The following is a 16,776-nucleotide window of genomic DNA, read 5'->3' on the forward strand; positions in this document are numbered from 1 at the left end:
TTACTCGATGATCTTCGAGACCACGCCGGCGCCGACGGTACGGCCGCCTTCGCGGATGGCGAAGCGCAGGCCTTCGTCCATTGCCACCGGGTTGATCAGGGTGACGACCATCTTGACGTTGTCACCCGGCATCACCATTTCGACGCCTTCCGGCAGAGCAGCTGCGCCGGTGATGTCAGTGGTGCGGAAGTAGAACTGCGGACGGTAGCCGTTGAAGAACGGGGTGTGACGGCCGCCCTCGTCCTTCGACAGGACGTAGACTTCGCCTTCGAACTTGGTGTGCGGCTTGATCGAACCCGGCTTGGCCAGGACCTGGCCACGCTCGACGTCGTCACGCTTGGTGCCGCGCAGCAGCAGGCCAGCGTTGTCGCCTGCCTGACCCTGGTCCAGCAGCTTGCGGAACATTTCAACGCCGGTCACGGTGGTCTTCTGCACCGGACGGATGCCGACGATTTCGATTTCGTCGCCAACCTTGATCACGCCACGCTCGATACGACCGGTCACCACGGTGCCGCGGCCCGAGATCGAGAACACGTCTTCCACCGGCATCAGGAACGGCTTGTCGATCGCACGCTCCGGCTCCGGAATCCAGCTGTCCAGGGCATCGACCAGCTTCAGGATGGCCGGCACGCCGATGTCGCTCTGGTCGCCTTCCAGCGCCAGACGGGCCGAACCGGCGATGATCGGGGTGTCGTCGCCCGGGAAGTCGTACTTGCTCAGCAGCTCGCGCACTTCCATCTCGACCAGCTCGAGCAGCTCGGCGTCGTCAACCATGTCGGCCTTGTTCAGGAACACGACGATGTACGGCACGCCGACCTGACGCGACAGCAGGATGTGCTCGCGGGTCTGCGGCATCGGGCCGTCAGCGGCCGAGCAGACCAGGATCGCGCCGTCCATCTGGGCAGCACCGGTGATCATGTTCTTGACGTAGTCAGCGTGGCCCGGGCAATCGACGTGGGCGTAGTGACGGACCGGGGATTCGTATTCGACGTGCGCGGTCGAGATCGTGATACCACGCGCCTTTTCTTCCGGCGCGGCGTCGATCGAGGAGTAATCCTTGAACTCGCCACCGAAGCGCTCGGCACCGATCTTGGTCAGTGCAGCGGTCAGCGTGGTCTTGCCGTGATCGACGTGACCGATGGTGCCGACGTTGACGTGCGGCTTGGTGCGCTCGAACTTACCCTTTGCCATTGTTCTATACCTTGATTGTTCGTAAGTGGTTTCAAGAGGGGCTGAGCGAGGCTCAGCCCTTCTTCATGACGGCTTCGGCGATGTTGGTCGGAGCCGGCTCGTAGTGATCGAATTCCATGGTGAAGGTGGCGCGGCCCTGGGTCTGCGAACGCAGCGCAGTGGCGTAGCCGAACATTTCACCCAGCGGGATCATCGCGTTGATGATGCTGGCCGAACCGTCACCGGTGGTGTCGGAACCCTGCAGCACGCCGCGACGACGGCTGACGTCGCCCATCACGTCACCCTGGTAATCCTCCGGGGTCACGATCTCGACCTTCATGATCGGCTCCAGCAGCACCGGCTTGGCCTTGGCGAAGCCCTGCTTGAAGGCCATCGACGAAGCCAGCTTGAACGCCATTTCCGAGGAGTCGACGTCGTGGTACGAACCGAACACCAGCTTCACCTTGACGTCCACCACCGGGAAGCCAGCCAGCGGACCGCTGGTGATGGTTTCGCGCAGGCCCTTTTCAACCGACGGAATGAATTCCTTCGGGATCACGCCGCCGGTGATGTCGTTGATGAACAGGAAGTCGTCCTTGATGGCCGGAGCCAGCTTCGGATCGGCACGGTCGGCAGCGGTGATCGGCGACAGTTCGATCACGACGTGACCGTACTGACCCTTACCACCGGACTGCTTGGCGTGCTTGTAGTCCGACTTGACGTCGGCCAGGGTGATGGTTTCGCGGTAGGCCACCTGCGGCGCGCCGACGTTGGCTTCAACGTTGAACTCGCGCTTCAGGCGGTCGACGATGATGTCCAGGTGCAGCTCGCCCATGCCCGAGATGATGGTCTGGCCGGATTCTTCGTCGGTCTTGACGCGGAACGACGGATCTTCCTGCGCCAGACGGCCCAGGGCCAGACCCATCTTTTCCTGGTCCGACTTGGTCTTCGGCTCGACGGCCATCGAGATCACCGGCTCCGGGAACGTCATGCGCTCCAGGATGATCGGGGCGTCCACGGCGCACAGGGTGTCACCGGTGGTGGTGTCCTTCAGGCCCACGGCAGCGGCGATGTCACCGGCCAGAACTTCCTTGATTTCCTCGCGGTTGTTCGAGTGCATCTGCAGGATGCGGCCGATGCGCTCCTTCTTGCCCTTCACCGAGTTCAGCACGGTGTCGCCACCGTTCAGGGTGCCCGAGTAGACACGGAAGAAGGTCAGCGCGCCGACGAACGGGTCGGTGATGATCTTGAAGGCCAGCGACGAGAACGGAGCCTTGTCGTCCGACTTGCGGGTCATTTCGACGGTGTCGTCGTCAACGTCCACGCCCTTCACGTCCGGCACGTCGACCGGCGACGGCAGCAGCTGGATCACGCCGTCCAGCATGGCCTGCACGCCCTTGTTCTTGAAGGCCGAGCCGCAGTACATCGGCACGATCTCGGTCGCCAGGGTACGGGTACGCAGCGCGTTGATGATTTCAGCCTCGGCCAGCTCTTCGCCGCCCAGGTACTTTTCCATCAGCTCTTCGCTGGCTTCGGCAGCGGTCTCGACCATGAACTGGCGAGCCTCTTCAGCCGGGCCCTGCAGGTCGGCCGGGATGTCACCGTATTCGAACTTCATGCCCTGCGAAGCCTCATCCCAATGGATGGCCTTCATCTTCAGCAGGTCGACAACGCCCTTGAAGTTGTCTTCAGCGCCGATCGGCAGCTGCATCGGCACGGCAACCGCGCCCAGCTTGGCCTTCAGCTGGCCGACGACCTTCTGGAAGTTGGCACCGGTGCGGTCCATCTTGTTGACGAACGCGATGCGCGGCACGTGGTACTTGTTGGCCTGGCGCCACACGGTTTCCGACTGCGGCTGCACGCCACCGACGGCACACAGGACGAAGACGGCACCGTCGAGCACGCGCAGCGAGCGCTCCACTTCGATGGTGAAGTCGACGTGCCCGGGGGTGTCGATGATGTTGAAGCGGTGCTCCGGCAGGGACTTGTCCATGCCCTTCCAGAACGCGGTGGTGGCAGCGGACTGGATCGTGATGCCACGCTCCTGCTCCTGCTCCATCCAGTCCATGGTGGCGGCGCCGTCGTGCACTTCACCGATCTTGTGGCTCTTGCCGGTGTAGAACAGGATGCGCTCGGACGTGGTGGTCTTGCCGGCATCGATGTGAGCCATGATGCCGAAGTTACGGTAACGCTCGATGGGAGTGGAACGGGCCACGGGAGCCTCTCAGATTTCTTGGATTTCGGATGGCCGAACGCCGCCTTTCGGCGGCCTTCGGATTGGCGCAGTCCTTCTGGGACCGCGAGGCAGCACGCACCGAAGTGGTGCTGCCCTGCCTGTTTTACAAGGCCGTCAAACTCACCAGCGGTAGTGGGCGAATGCCTTGTTGGCTTCGGCCATGCGGTGGGTTTCTTCGCGCTTCTTGATGGCGCCGCCACGGTTTTCCGAGGCGTCGATCAGTTCAGCAGCCAGCTTCTTCGGCATGGTGTTCTCACCACGCTTGCGCGCGGAGTCGATCAGCCAGCGCATGGCCAGAGCCATCTTGCGCGACGAACGCACTTCGACCGGCACCTGGTAGGTGGCACCACCGACGCGGCGCGACTTGACTTCGACCGCCGGGGCGACGTTGTCCAGAGCCTTCTGCACCAGTTCAATGGCGTTGGCGCTGCTGTTCTTCTCGGTGATCACGTCCATGGCGCCGTACACGATCTTTTCGGCGACGGACTTCTTGCCGCTCTGCATGACCATGTTGATGAAGCGGGCGATGGTTTCGCTTCCGTGCTTCGGATCGGGCAGGACGGAACGCTGCGGAGTATTACCCTTACGCGACATAGTGCTCTCTCCTTATGCCTTCGGACGCTTGGCGCCGTACTTGGAACGGGCCTGGCGACGCTTGGCAACGCCGGCGGCGTCGAGCGAGCCACGAACGGTGTGGTAACGCACACCCGGCAGGTCCTTGACGCGACCGCCGCGGATCAGGACCACGGAGTGCTCCTGCAGGTTGTGGCCTTCACCACCGATGTAGGAGATCACTTCTTCCTGGTTGGTCAGGCGGACCTTGGCAACCTTGCGCAGAGCCGAGTTCGGCTTCTTCGGAGTGGTGGTGTAGACACGGGTGCAGACGCCACGGCGCTGCGGGCACTTGTCGAGCGCCGGCGAGGCACTCTTGTAGGTGGTCGCTTGCCGCGGCTTGCGGACCAGCTGGTTGATCGTCGCCATCAGTAGGTTCTTCTGATTGGTGGCCGGAAAATCCGGCCAGAGATGCGGAAATGTTAAAGCAGGCCAAAATTCTGGCCTGCTGAGACAGACGATTGTAGCAACCTGCCAGGAAAGCAGTCAAACGCCTCCTGTCAAGCCCGTTCCTGATCCCGGAACGTTACTGGGGGGCCTCCATGTACCCCGTTCAGGTTGGCCGGGTCGATCGCGGACGACCTCTCCTGCCCTTTCCCTACCCATCAATGGACCGATGGGGTGGTCCGGCCTTGCGGCCGGACCGGATACCTCATTCTTCGCCCGATGCCTGTTCAGCTTCGGCTTCAACCACCGGTGCCTCGACCGCAGCCGGGGTGCCGGCCAGGGTCTGCATTTCCGACTCGGTGAGACCGGAAGCGCCGCGACGGCGGTTGCTGTGGTACGCCAGGCCGGTACCGGCCGGAATCAGGCGACCCACGATGACGTTTTCCTTCAGGCCACGCAGGTTGTCCGAGGTGCCGCGGACTGCCGCTTCGGTCAGCACGCGGGTGGTTTCCTGGAACGACGCGGCCGAGATGAACGATTCGGTCGCCAGCGAGGCCTTGGTGATACCCAGCAGGACCGGATCGAAGTGCGCCGGCAGCTCGTTGCGGGTCGACAGGCGCGCATTCTCCTCGATAACGCGCTGGCGCTCCACCTGTTCACCGTTCAGGAACTTGCTGCTGCCCTGGTCGGTGATCTCGACCTTGCGCAGCATCTGGCGGGTGATCACCTCGATGTGCTTGTCGTTGATCTTCACGCCCTGCAGGCGGTACACGTCCTGGATTTCCTTCACCAGGTAGGCGGCCAGCGGTTCGACACCCAGCAGACGCAGGATGTCCTGCGGGCTCGGCTCGCCGTCCACGATGGTTTCACCCTTGGTGACATGCTCGCCTTCGAACACGATGACCTGGCGGTACTTCGGGATCAGCTCTTCGTGCTCCGAACCATCGGTGTCCTTGATGATCAGGCGCTGCTTGCCCTTGGTGTCCTTGCCGAAGCTGATGATGCCCGAACGCTCGGCCAGCACCGCCGGATCCTTCGGCTTGCGCGCTTCGAACAGATCGGCCACGCGCGGCAGACCACCGGTGATGTCGCGGGTCTTCGACGCTTCCTGCGGGATCTTGGCGACCACGTCACCCACGCCGACGGCAGCGCCGTCCTGCAGGTTGACGATCGAGCGCGGCGGCAGCAGGTACTGCGCCGGCAGATCGGTGCCCGGGATCGACAGGTCGTTGCCCTTGGCGTCGACGATGCGCACGATCGGGCGCAGGTCCTTGGCCTGGGTACCACGACGCTTCGGATCGGTGATTTCGCGCGAAGCGAGGCCGGTCAGCTCGTCGGTCTTCTCGATGACGGTAATGCCGTCGACGAAGTCGATGAAGCGGATGAAGCCGGCCACTTCCGACACGATCGGGTGGTTATGCGGATCCCAGTTGGCCACGGTCTGGCCAGCCTTGATCGCATCACCGTCCTTGGACGTGATGGTCGCACCGTACGGCAGCTTGTAACGCTCACGCTCACGGCCGTGGGCATCGAGCACCGAGATTTCGCCCGAGCGCGACACTGCCACCAGCGAGCCGTTGGCGTGCTCGACGGACTTGAGGTTGCTGAACTTGACCGAGCCGGTGGTCTTGACGGTGATGTTGTCGACCGCAGCAGCTCGCGACGCCGCACCACCGATGTGGAACGTACGCATGGTCAGCTGGGTACCCGGCTCACCGATGGACTGGGCGGCGATGACGCCGACCGCTTCACCGATGTTGACCAGGTGGCCACGGGCCAGATCGCGGCCGTAGCAGCGACCGCAGACACCGAAGGCCGATTCGCACGAGATCGTCGAACGCACCTTGATGCTCTGTACGCCGGCGTCTTCCAGCTTGGCGACCCAGGCTTCGTCCAGCAGGGTGTTGCGGGTGACGATCGGATCTTCGTCGTTGCCCGGCAGGAACACGTCCTCGGCAACCACGCGACCCAGCACGCGGTCCTTCAGCGGCTCGACCACGTCGCCGCCTTCCACGATCGGGGTCATGATCAGGCCTTCGGTGGTACCGCAATCCACCTCGGTGATCACCACGTCCTGTGCGACGTCGACCAGACGACGGGTCAGGTAACCCGAGTTCGCGGTCTTCAGCGCGGTATCGGCCAGACCCTTACGGGCACCGTGGGTGGAGTTGAAGTACTCCTGCACGTTCAGGCCTTCGCGGAAGTTCGCCTTGATGGGCGTCTCGATGATCGAGCCGTCCGGACGCGCCATCAGGCCACGCATGCCGGCCAGCTGACGGATCTGTGCCTGCGAACCACGCGCACCGGAGTCGGCCATGATGTACAGCGAGTTCATCGACTTCTGGTCGATGGTCTCACCCTTGGCATTGACGACCTTCTCGGTACCGATGGTGTCCATCATCGCCTTGGCGATGCGCTCGTTGGTGCGCGACCAGATGTCGACCACCTTGTTGTAGCGCTCGCCGGCGGTGACCAGACCCGACTGGTACTGCTCCTGGATTTCCAGCACTTCGGCTTCGGCCTCGGTGAGGATGCCCTTCTTCTCGTCCGGGATCAGCATGTCGTCGATGCCGATGGAGACGCCGGCGCGGGTCGCGTAGGCGAAGCCGGTGTACATCAGCTTGTCGGCGAACACGACCGTGTCCTTCAGACCCAGCTGGCGATAGCTGGAGTTGATCAGGCGGCTGATGTTCTTCTTGGTCAGCTCGGTGTTGGCCAGCGCGAACGGCAGGCCTTCCGGCAGGATTTCAGCCAGCAGGGCGCGACCGATCGTGGTGTCCACGATCGAGGTCTTGTTCTGCTTGACGCCGTCTTCGTCGGTCACCACTTCGGTGATGCGGACCTTGACGCGCGCGTGCAGTTCCACCACGCGGTTGTCGTAGGCACGCTTCACTTCGGCGATGTTGGCGAAGGCCATGCCCTCGCCCTTCTTGTTTTCCAGCGAGCGGGTCATGTAGTACAGACCCAGCACGACGTCCTGCGACGGCACGATGATCGGCTCGCCGTTGGCCGGCGACAGGATGTTGTTGGTCGACATCATCAGCGCACGCGCTTCCAGCTGGGCTTCCAGCGAGAGCGGCACGTGGACGGCCATCTGGTCACCGTCGAAGTCGGCGTTGAACGCGGTGCAGACCAGCGGGTGCAGCTGGATGGCCTTGCCTTCGATCAGCACCGGCTCGAACGCCTGGATGCCCAGACGGTGCAGGGTCGGCGCGCGGTTCAGCATCACCGGATGCTCGCGGATGACCTCTTCCAGGATGTCCCAGACTTCGGCTTCTTCGCGCTCGACCAGCTTCTTGGCGGCCTTGATGGTGGTGGCCAGGCCACGGCGCTGCAGCTTGGCGAAGACGAACGGCTTGAACAGCTCAAGCGCCATCTTCTTCGGCAGGCCGCACTGGTGCAGGCGCAGGTACGGGCCGACCACGATGACCGAACGGCCCGAGTAGTCGACGCGCTTGCCGAGCAGGTTCTGGCGGAAGCGACCCTGCTTGCCCTTGATCATGTCGGCCAGCGACTTCAGCGGGCGCTTGTTGGTGCCGGTGATGGCGCGGCCACGACGGCCGTTGTCCAGCAGCGCATCGACCGATTCCTGCAGCATGCGCTTTTCATTGCGCACGATGATGTCCGGCGCGCTCAGTTCGAGCAGGCGGCGCAGGCGGTTGTTGCGGTTGATGACGCGGCGGTACAGGTCGTTCAGGTCGGAGGTCGCGAAGCGGCCGCCATCCAGCGGAACCAGCGGACGCAGGTCCGGCGGCAGCACCGGCAGCACGGTCATGACCATCCATTCCGGACGGTTGCCCGATTCCAGGAAGGCTTCGATCAGCTTGATGCGCTTGGTGAGGCGCTTGAGCTTGGTTTCCGAACCCGTGGCAGCGATTTCCTCGCGCAGGCGGGTCATTTCCGACTGCAGATCGATCGTGCGCAGCAGTTCGTACACGGCCTCGGCACCCATGGCGGCGTCGAAGTCGTCACCGTGCTCCTGGCGGGCCTGCAGGTACTGTTCTTCGGTCAGCAGCTGGCGGCGTTCCAGGGCGGTCAGGCCCGGCTCGGTCACCACGTAGGCTTCGAAGTACAGCACGCGCTCGATGTCGCGCAGGGTCATGTCCAGCATCAGGCCGATGCGCGACGGCAGCGACTTGAGGAACCAGATGTGCGCGACCGGCGAGGCCAGGTCGATGTGGCCCATGCGCTCACGACGCACCTTGGCCAGGGTCACTTCGGTGCCGCACTTTTCGCAGACCACGCCGCGGTGCTTCATGCGCTTGTACTTGCCGCACAGGCACTCGTAGTCCTTCACCGGGCCGAAGATGGCGGCGCAGAACAGGCCGTCGCGTTCCGGCTTGAAGGTACGGTAGTTGATGGTTTCCGGCTTCTTCACTTCGCCGAAGGACCACGAACGGATCAGGTCCGGCGAGGCCAGCGCGATCTTGATCGCGTCGAAGTCCAGCGTCTGGCGCTGCTGGTTGAAGAGGTTGAGCAGGTCTTTCATGGTGTTCTCCAGAAGGAGGAATGCTGTGTCGATGGGCTTTCAGTTGACTGCCAGCGGCGCGGCGGCGGACCGCCGCGCCGGCATGGATCAGTTGTCTTCCAGTTCCATGTTGATGGCCAGCGAACGGATTTCCTTCACGAGCACGTTGAAGGATTCCGGCATGCCCGCGACCATCTCGTGCTCACCGTCGACGATGTTCTTGTACATCTGGTTGCGGCCCTGCACGTCATCGGACTTCACCGTCAGCATTTCCTGCAGGGTGTAGGCCGCGCCGTAGGCTTCCAGCGCCCAGACTTCCATTTCACCGAAGCGCTGGCCGCCGAACTGCGCCTTGCCGCCCAGCGGCTGCTGGGTGACGAGCGAGTACGGACCAGTCGAACGGGCGTGCATCTTGTCGTCGACCAGGTGGTTCAGCTTCAGGTAGTGCATGTAACCCACGGTGGTGTGGCGATCGAACGCTTCACCGGTGCGGCCGTCGTACAGCTGGGTCTGGCCACTGCTCGGCAGGTCGGCCAGTTCCAGCATGCGCTTGATTTCCGCTTCGGTGGCGCCGTCGAACACCGGGGTGGCCATCGGCACGCCGTCGGTGAGGTTACGGGCCAGACGCAGCAGTTCCTCGTCGCTGAACTGCGACAGGTCGACACGGTTGGCCACGTTGGTGTCGTCGTGGTTGTAGATGTCGTCCAGGAACTTGCGCAGGTCGGCAACTGCCGCCTGGGCTTCCATCATCGCCTGGATCTTGCGGCCCAGGCCCTTGGCAGCCCAGCCCAGGTGCACTTCCAGGATCTGGCCGATGTTCATACGCGACGGCACGCCCAGCGGGTTCAGCACGATGTCCACGGTTTCGCCCGAGGCCATGTACGGCATGTCCTCGACCGGCACCACGTTGGAGACCACACCCTTGTTGCCGTGGCGGCCTGCCATCTTGTCGCCCGGCTGGATGCGGCGCTTCACGGCCAGGAACACCTTGACCATCTTCAGCACGCCCGGGGCGAGGTCGTCGCCGGCGGTGATCTTGCCGCGCTTGTCGGCGAAGCGACGCTCGAACTCCTTCTCGTGCGCCTGGATCTGCTTCTGCGCGCGCTCGATGGCTTCCGAAGCGTCTTCGTCCTTCATGCGCAGGGCGAACCAGTCAGCCTTCTTCAGGCCGTCCAGGAACGCGTCGCTGATCACGTCGCCCTTCTTCAGGCCAGCGCCACCGTTGACCACCTTGCCCACGATCTGCGAACGCAGACGCATGTAGATGGCGGCTTCCAGGATGCGGAACTGGTCGTCGAAGTCCTTCTTGACGCGCTTGATTTCAGACTCTTCGATCTGGCGGGCGCGCTTGTCCTTCTCGATGCCATCGCGGGTGAAGACCTGCACGTCGATGACGGTGCCGTCCATGCCCGGCGGAACGCGCAGCGAGCTGTCCTTAACGTCCGAAGCCTTCTCGCCGAAGATCGCGCGCAGCAGCTTCTCTTCCGGGGTCAGCTGGCTTTCGCCCTTCGGGGTGACCTTGCCGACCATGATGTCGCCGGCGCGGACTTCGGCACCGATGTACACCACGCCGCTCTCGTCCAGGCGGTTCAGCGCCTGCTCGGAGACGTTCGGGATGTCGGCCGAGATTTCCTCCGGCCCCAGCTTGGTGTCACGCGCGACGCAGGTCAGCTCTTCGATGTGGATCGTGGTGTAACGATCCTCTTCCACCACGCGCTCGGAGAGCAGGATGGAGTCTTCGAAGTTGTAGCCGTTCCACGGCATGAACGCGATCAGCATGTTCTGGCCCAGGGCCAGTTCGCCGATGTCGGTGGACGGACCGTCGGCCAGCACGTCGCCGCGGGCGATGACGTCACCCACCTGGACCAGCGGACGCTGGTTGATGCAGGTGTTCTGGTTCGAACGCGTGTACTTGACCAGGTTATAGATGTCCACGCCTGCGTCGGTGGCGCCAACGATCTCTTCCTCGTTGACCTTGACCACGATGCGGGCGGCGTCGATCTGCACGATCTCGCCACCACGACGGGCGTTCACGGTCACACCGGAGTCACGCGCCACGGCGCGCTCGATGCCGGTACCGACCAGCGGCTTCTGCGCACGCAGGGTCGGCACGGCCTGACGCTGCATGTTGGCGCCCATCAGTGCGCGGTTCGCGTCATCGTGCTCCAGGAACGGAACCAGCGCGGCCGCGATCGACACGGTCTGCATCGGCGAGACGTCCATGAAGTGGACTTCCGCCGGCGGCTTCAGCAGCGATTCGCCCTGGAAGCGGCACGGAACGAACTGCTCGGTCAGCACGCTGTCGGCATTGGTCAGGGCGTTGGCCTGCGCAATGACGTACTCGTTTTCCTCGATCGCCGACAGGAACTCGACTTCGTCATAGACCTTGCCGTCCACGACCTTGCGGTACGGGGTCTCGAGGAAACCGTACTGGTTGGTGCGGGCGTACACGGCCAGCGAGTTGATCAGGCCGATGTTCGGGCCTTCCGGGGTTTCGATGGTGCAGACGCGGCCGTAATGGGTCGGGTGCACGTCGCGCACTTCGAAGCCGGCGCGCTCACGGGTCAGACCGCCCGGGCCCAGGGCCGAGACGCGACGCTTGTGGGTCACTTCCGACAGCGGGTTGTTCTGGTCCATGAACTGCGACAGCTGCGAGGAGCCGAAGAACTCCTTGATGGCAGCGGCGACCGGCTTGGCGTTGATCAGTTCCTGCGGGGTCAGGCCTTCCGACTCGGCCATCGACAGGCGCTCCTTGACCGCGCGCTCGACGCGGACCAGGCCCACGCGGAACACGTTCTCGGCCATTTCACCGACCGAACGCACACGACGGTTGCCCAGGTGGTCGATGTCATCGACCACGCCGCGACCGTTGCGGATCTCGGTCAGGACCTTGATCACGTCCAGGATGTCGGAGCTGTCGCCATGGGCGGCGACCAGGCGCTTGGACTCTTCGTCGTTGCGCTCACCGTAGTACTTGCGGTCGTACAGCACGGCTTCGCCGGTGGTTTCCTTGCGGCCCACGCGACGGTTGAACTTCATGCGGCCGACCGCGGACAGGTCGTAGCGCTCGAAGGTGAAGAACAGGTTGTGGAACAGGTTCTGCGCGGCGTCCTTGGTCGGCGGCTCGCCCGGACGCATCATGCGGTAGATCTCGACCAGGGCTTCCAGCTGGGTCTTGGTCGGGTCGATGCGCAGGGTGTTGGACAGGTACGGGCCACGATCCAGATCGTTCACCCACAGGGTGCCCACGGCATCCACACCGGCCTTGCGGAAGGCCTGCAGCTGCTCGTCGGTGATCTCGTCATTGGCCTGCGCCAGCAGTTCGCCGGTCGAAGCATCGACCACGTCGTGCGACAGGATGCGGCCGACGATGTAGTCGTCCGGCACGGCCAGGGCGGCGATGCCCGAGGCTTCCAGCTGCTTGATATGGCGCGCGGTGATGCGCTTGCCGGCTTCCACGATGACCTTGTCGCCGTCGGCGAGGTCGAAGCCCAGGGTTTCGCCACGCAGGCGCTCCGGCACCAGCTCCAGCTGGACGCCTTCATCCGGGTTGATGTGGAAGGTGTTGATCTCGAAGAACTCGGCCAGCATCTCTTCGTTGCTGTAGCCAAGCGCGCGCAGCAGGATCGACACCGGCAGCTTGCGGCGGCGGTCGATACGGGTGAACAGCGCATCCTTCGGGTCGAACTCGAAGTCCAGCCAGGAACCGCGGTAAGGAATGATGCGGGCGCTGTACAGCAGCTTGCCCGAGCTGTGGGTCTTGCCACGGTCGTGATCGAAGAACACACCCGGCGAGCGGTGCAGCTGCGAGACGATGACGCGCTCGGTGCCGTTGACGATGAAGGTGCCGTTCTCGGTCATCAGCGGGATTTCGCCCAGATAGACCTCCTGCTCCTTCACGTACTTGATGGCCTTGGTCGACGACTCACGGTCGTAGATCACCAGGCGCACGGTCACGCGCAGCGGGGCGCCGTAGCTCATGCCACGCTGGCGGCACTCACGCTCGTCGAAGACCGGCTCGCCCAGCTTGTAGCCGACGTATTCCAGGGCAGCGTTGCCGCTGTAGCTGGCGATCGGGAAGACCGACTTCAGCGCAGCGTGCAGGCCGTGGTCCGTGCGCTTGGCCGGATCGACGTTTTCCTGCAGGAATTCACGATAGGAATCCACCTGGATGGCCAGCAGGAACGGCACTTCGAGAATCGAGCGCTGCTTGCCGAAATCCTTGCGGATACGCTTTTTTTCGGTGAACGAATAGGACGTCATGAGGTCTTCCACCTTGTTGTGCGGATCGTGCGCCCACGATCCGAAGGGAACTTGAAATTGTCAGTTGGAAGTCGCTGGTATTGCCGGCACCAGCACGCCTTCTCCCGCTACTTCCAACTGCCAACTCGTCTGCATCCACTCCCCCGCTGCCGCGCTCTGCGCTGGCCTGCCGGGGTCTGACCGCAGCCCGTGTTGGGCTTTTTCTGCTTTTGAAACAGTCGACTAACAGTCGACCCTACCGGTACTGCAACAACGACCAAAGGCCGGGGGCTTACGCCCCCAGCCTTGGCTGCATCGCCGTGAATCGGTGACGATGCAAGGTAACTGCTTACTTGACTTCGACAGTCGCGCCAGCAGCTTCCAGGTCCTTCTTCATCTTCTCGGCGTCGTCCTTCGAAGCGCCTTCCTTCAGGACGCCACCGGCTTCGGCCAGGTCCTTCGCTTCCTTCAGGCCCAGGCCGGTGATGGCGCGGACGGCCTTGATGACTTCGACCTTCTTGTCGCCGGCCGACTTCAGGGTGACGGTGAACTCGGTCTGCTCTTCAACAGCAGCGGCCGGGCCAGCGGCAGCAGCCACGGCAACCGGAGCAGCGGCGGAGACGCCGAACTTCTCTTCGATGGCCTTGACCAGCTCCATCACTTCCATCAGGGACTTCTCGGCGATGGCGTCGACGATCTGTTCGTTGGTAAGGGACATGATTAATACCTTTGGATGATTTTCTGGGTTGAGGTTCCGTCAGGAACCACGGTAAGTCGAAACTCAGGCGGTCTCGGCGGCCGGCTCGGCAGCGTCGGCGGCGACGTCGCCACCACCCTGCTTCTCGCCAACGGCCTTGATGGCGCGGGCAAACATCGTGACCGGCTCGGTCAGGACGCGGGCCAGCATGGCCAGGGCCTGGTCGCGGGTCGGCAGCGAGGCCAGCACTTCGACGTGGCTTGCCGGGAACACTTCGCCACCGATGGCGACGACCTTAGCCTTCAGCTTGTCGTTGCCCTTGGCGGCTTCCTTGATCAGGCGACCGGCAGCGCCGGGCTCCTCGAGCGAGAACGCGTACAGCAGCGGACCAACCATCTGGTCCTGGGCGACTGCGAACTCGGTGCCTTCAACGGCGCGCGAAGCCAGGGTGTTCTTGACAACCTTCAAGAAAACACCGGTTTCACGAGCCTGCTTGCGCATCGCGGTCATCTGGGCGACCGTGGTGCCAGCGTATTCGGCTGCGATCAAGGAGTGGGCCTTGGCGGCGACGTCTGCCAGCTCGGCGACTACTTCTTGCTTCTGGGACAGATTGAGAGCCATTGCACTCCTCCTATTGAACTCCGCTTACGGCTCCTGCCGTGTGCGGTCCTGTGCGGCATCCGTCCTGGACGCCGGGAACATCGGGATGATGTTCCGGGGGTGGGCCGTTCTAGACCTGGAGTGGGCCAACCTGGGAAACCCAGACGTGCGTGAACCAGAAAAACTCCAGAAGGGCACCATCTACGCAGGGTGATTCCGGGGAATCGATTAAGCGCTCATGACTACTCCGGCGGCGACTCCTTGCCAGATCGAGCTTCCGTGCCCGTCGCCGGTATTGCCATGACCGCGCCTGCGGTCTTTGACGGCTACCGCGGGCGATGCACTGCCAGCGATGCCTTCAAATGTCACGGTCACGGCACCGAAGGTACCGTGACCGCTTGAAACAATTACTTCAGGGTCAGCGACGACTGGTCGACGGTGACGCCCGGGCCCATCGTCGAGCTGACCGAAACCTTCTGCAGGTAGGTGCCCTTCGAGGTGGCCGGCTTGGCCTTGATCAGGTCCAGCAGCAGCGCGGTCAGGTTCGACTTCAGCGCGTCTTCGGCGAAGTCGGCCTTGCCGATGGTGCAGTGGATGATGCCGGCCTTGTCGGTGCGGTAACGGACCTGACCCGACTTGGCGTTCTTCACGGCTTCACCCGGGTTCGGGGAAACGGTGCCGACCTTCGGGTTCGGCATCAGGCCGCGCGGGCCCAGCACGGTACCCAGCTTACCGACGACGCGCATGGCGTCCGGGGTCGCGATGACGACGTCGTAGTTCAGATCGCCGGCCTGCATCTTCTCGGCCAGATCATCCATACCGACGGCTTCGGCGCCAGCGGCCAGGGCTTCGTCAGCCTTGGCACCGGCCGGAGCGAACACGGCGACGCGGACCGACTTGCCGGTACCGGCCGGCAGCACGGTGGAGCCACGGACCTGCTGGTCGGACTTCTTCGCATCGACGCCCAGGCGCACAGCAACGTCGATCGACTCGACGAACTTGGCCTTGGTGGCGCTCTTCAGGATGTTGATCGCGTCCTCGAAGGCGTATGCCTTGCCCGGAACGACGGCGGCCTTGATGGCCTTCTCACGCTTGGTCTGTGCCATCTTATTAACCCTCCACCACGAGGCCCATGGAACGGGCAGAGCCAGCGATGGTACGCACGGCGGCGTCCAGATCGGCGGCAGTCAGATCCGGTTCCTTCGCCTTGGCGATCTCTTCCAGCTGCTTACGGGTGACCTTGCCGACCTTCTCGGTGTTCGGGCGCTTGGAGCCCGACGAGATGCCAGCGGCCTTCTTCAGCAGGGTGGTGGCCGGGGTGCTCTTGGTGATGAAGGTGAACGTACGGTCCGAGTAGGCCGTGATGATCACCGGAACCGGCAGACCCGGCTCGAGCTTCTGCGTGGCAGCGTTGAACGCCTTGCAGAATTCCATGATGTTCAGACCGCGCTGACCCAGCGCAGGACCGACCGGCGGCGAGGGGTTGGCCTGACCGGCCTTCACCTGCAGCTTGATGTAACCGACAACTTTCTTTGCCATGTGAGTACTCTCCGGGTGCTAGCGCCTTTCGACAACAGGCTCCCCATCGGACCGGGAATCACGCGTCCCGGCATCGCGTTTTGAAATCATGCTGAAGGCCACCTTGCGGCGGCCTCGTCCTGCTGGCTTCCCAGCGGGGAGCCGCGCACTATATCAGGTTTTTTCTTCACATGCCTGAAGCGGCAGGTAAACGAACGAAACCGGGCCAGGCCCGGTTTCTGGTCCGGAGTCGAGCATGGCTCGACTCGACAGACGGGTCAGACGGCCTTTTCGACCTGGCCGAACTCGAGCTCGACCGGGGTGGCACGACCGAAGATCAGCACCGAGACGCGCAGGCGGCTCTTCTCGTAGTTGACTTCTTCGACGACGCCATTGAAATCGTTGAACGGACCGTCGGTGACGCGGACCATCTGGCCCGGCTCGAACAGCACCTTCGGGCGCGGCTTCTCGACACCTTCCTGAACGCGATTCAGGATGGCTTCGGCCTCGGAATCGGCGATCGGCAGCGGACGGTCGGCCGTGCCGCCGATGAAGCCCATCACGCGCGGGGTTTCCTTGACCAGGTGCCAGCTTTCGTTGTCGATGCGCGGAATACCGGCCTCTTCGTGGGTCTCGATCTGGACCAGCACGTAACCCGGGAAGAACTTGCGCTCGGAGCGGCGCTTCTGGCCAGCGCGCATCTCGACCACTTCTTCGGTCGGGACCAGGACGTCGCCGAAGCGCTCTTCCATGCCGTCACGGACGATGCGATCGCGCAGAGCCTGCGCCACCGACTTCTCGAAGCCCGAATAGGCGTGAACGACGTACCAACGCTTCATGCAATTC

11 protein-coding genes are annotated in these 16,776 nt (G+C 63.4%); all 11 read right to left on the reverse strand.

Annotated features, from left to right (window positions below; translation table 11 throughout):
- Positions 1–1,191 (reverse strand): elongation factor Tu, encoded by a 1,191-nt coding sequence (gene tuf, locus ACJ7C5_RS20295; protein WP_004154360.1) that lies wholly within the window; start codon positions 1,189–1,191, stop codon positions 1–3.
- 52 nt (positions 1,192–1,243) lie between these two features.
- Positions 1,244–3,385 carry an elongation factor G gene (gene fusA / locus ACJ7C5_RS20300; protein ID WP_088024548.1) on the reverse strand — a complete coding sequence of 714 codons (2,142 nt, stop codon included), beginning with the start codon at positions 3,383–3,385 and terminating at the stop codon, positions 1,244–1,246.
- 141 nt (positions 3,386–3,526) lie between these two features.
- Positions 3,527–4,000 carry a 30S ribosomal protein S7 gene (gene rpsG / locus ACJ7C5_RS20305; RefSeq protein WP_004145321.1) on the reverse strand — a complete coding sequence of 158 codons (474 nt, stop codon included), beginning with the start codon at positions 3,998–4,000 and terminating at the stop codon, positions 3,527–3,529.
- Positions 4,001–4,012: 12 nt separating this feature from the next.
- Positions 4,013–4,387, reverse strand: a complete 375-nt coding sequence (gene rpsL / locus ACJ7C5_RS20310) for a 30S ribosomal protein S12 (protein ID WP_004145320.1) — start codon at positions 4,385–4,387, stop codon at positions 4,013–4,015.
- A gap of 283 nt (positions 4,388–4,670) precedes the next feature.
- Complete coding sequence (rpoC, locus tag ACJ7C5_RS20315) at positions 4,671–8,894, reverse strand: DNA-directed RNA polymerase subunit beta' (RefSeq protein WP_125895178.1); 4,224 nt, start codon at positions 8,892–8,894, stop codon at positions 4,671–4,673.
- 87 nt (positions 8,895–8,981) lie between these two features.
- The gene (gene rpoB, locus ACJ7C5_RS20320; RefSeq protein WP_049401089.1) at positions 8,982–13,136 is read right to left on the reverse strand and encodes a DNA-directed RNA polymerase subunit beta; all 4,155 of its coding nucleotides are present in this window, start codon (positions 13,134–13,136) and stop codon (positions 8,982–8,984) included.
- Between the two features lie 328 nt (positions 13,137–13,464).
- The gene (gene rplL, locus ACJ7C5_RS20325; protein ID WP_010480374.1) at positions 13,465–13,833 is read right to left on the reverse strand and encodes a 50S ribosomal protein L7/L12; all 369 of its coding nucleotides are present in this window, start codon (positions 13,831–13,833) and stop codon (positions 13,465–13,467) included.
- 63 nt (positions 13,834–13,896) lie between these two features.
- The gene (gene rplJ / locus ACJ7C5_RS20330; protein ID WP_010480377.1) at positions 13,897–14,433 is read right to left on the reverse strand and encodes a 50S ribosomal protein L10; all 537 of its coding nucleotides are present in this window, start codon (positions 14,431–14,433) and stop codon (positions 13,897–13,899) included.
- 386 nt (positions 14,434–14,819) lie between these two features.
- Complete coding sequence (gene rplA / locus ACJ7C5_RS20335; protein ID WP_004154350.1) at positions 14,820–15,518, reverse strand: 50S ribosomal protein L1; 699 nt, start codon at positions 15,516–15,518, stop codon at positions 14,820–14,822.
- Between the two features lie 4 nt (positions 15,519–15,522).
- Entirely contained in the window at positions 15,523–15,951 is a 429-nt protein-coding gene (gene rplK, locus ACJ7C5_RS20340) for a 50S ribosomal protein L11 (RefSeq protein WP_004145248.1), read from the reverse strand.
- 257 nt (positions 15,952–16,208) lie between these two features.
- Entirely contained in the window at positions 16,209–16,769 is a 561-nt protein-coding gene (gene nusG / locus ACJ7C5_RS20345) for a transcription termination/antitermination protein NusG (protein WP_004154362.1), read from the reverse strand.
- Between the last annotated feature and the right edge of the window lie 7 nt (positions 16,770–16,776).

This window comes from Nocardiopsis yanglingensis, assembly GCF_045809185.1.
Classification (GTDB): domain Bacteria; phylum Pseudomonadota; class Gammaproteobacteria; order Xanthomonadales; family Xanthomonadaceae; genus Stenotrophomonas; species Stenotrophomonas yanglingensis.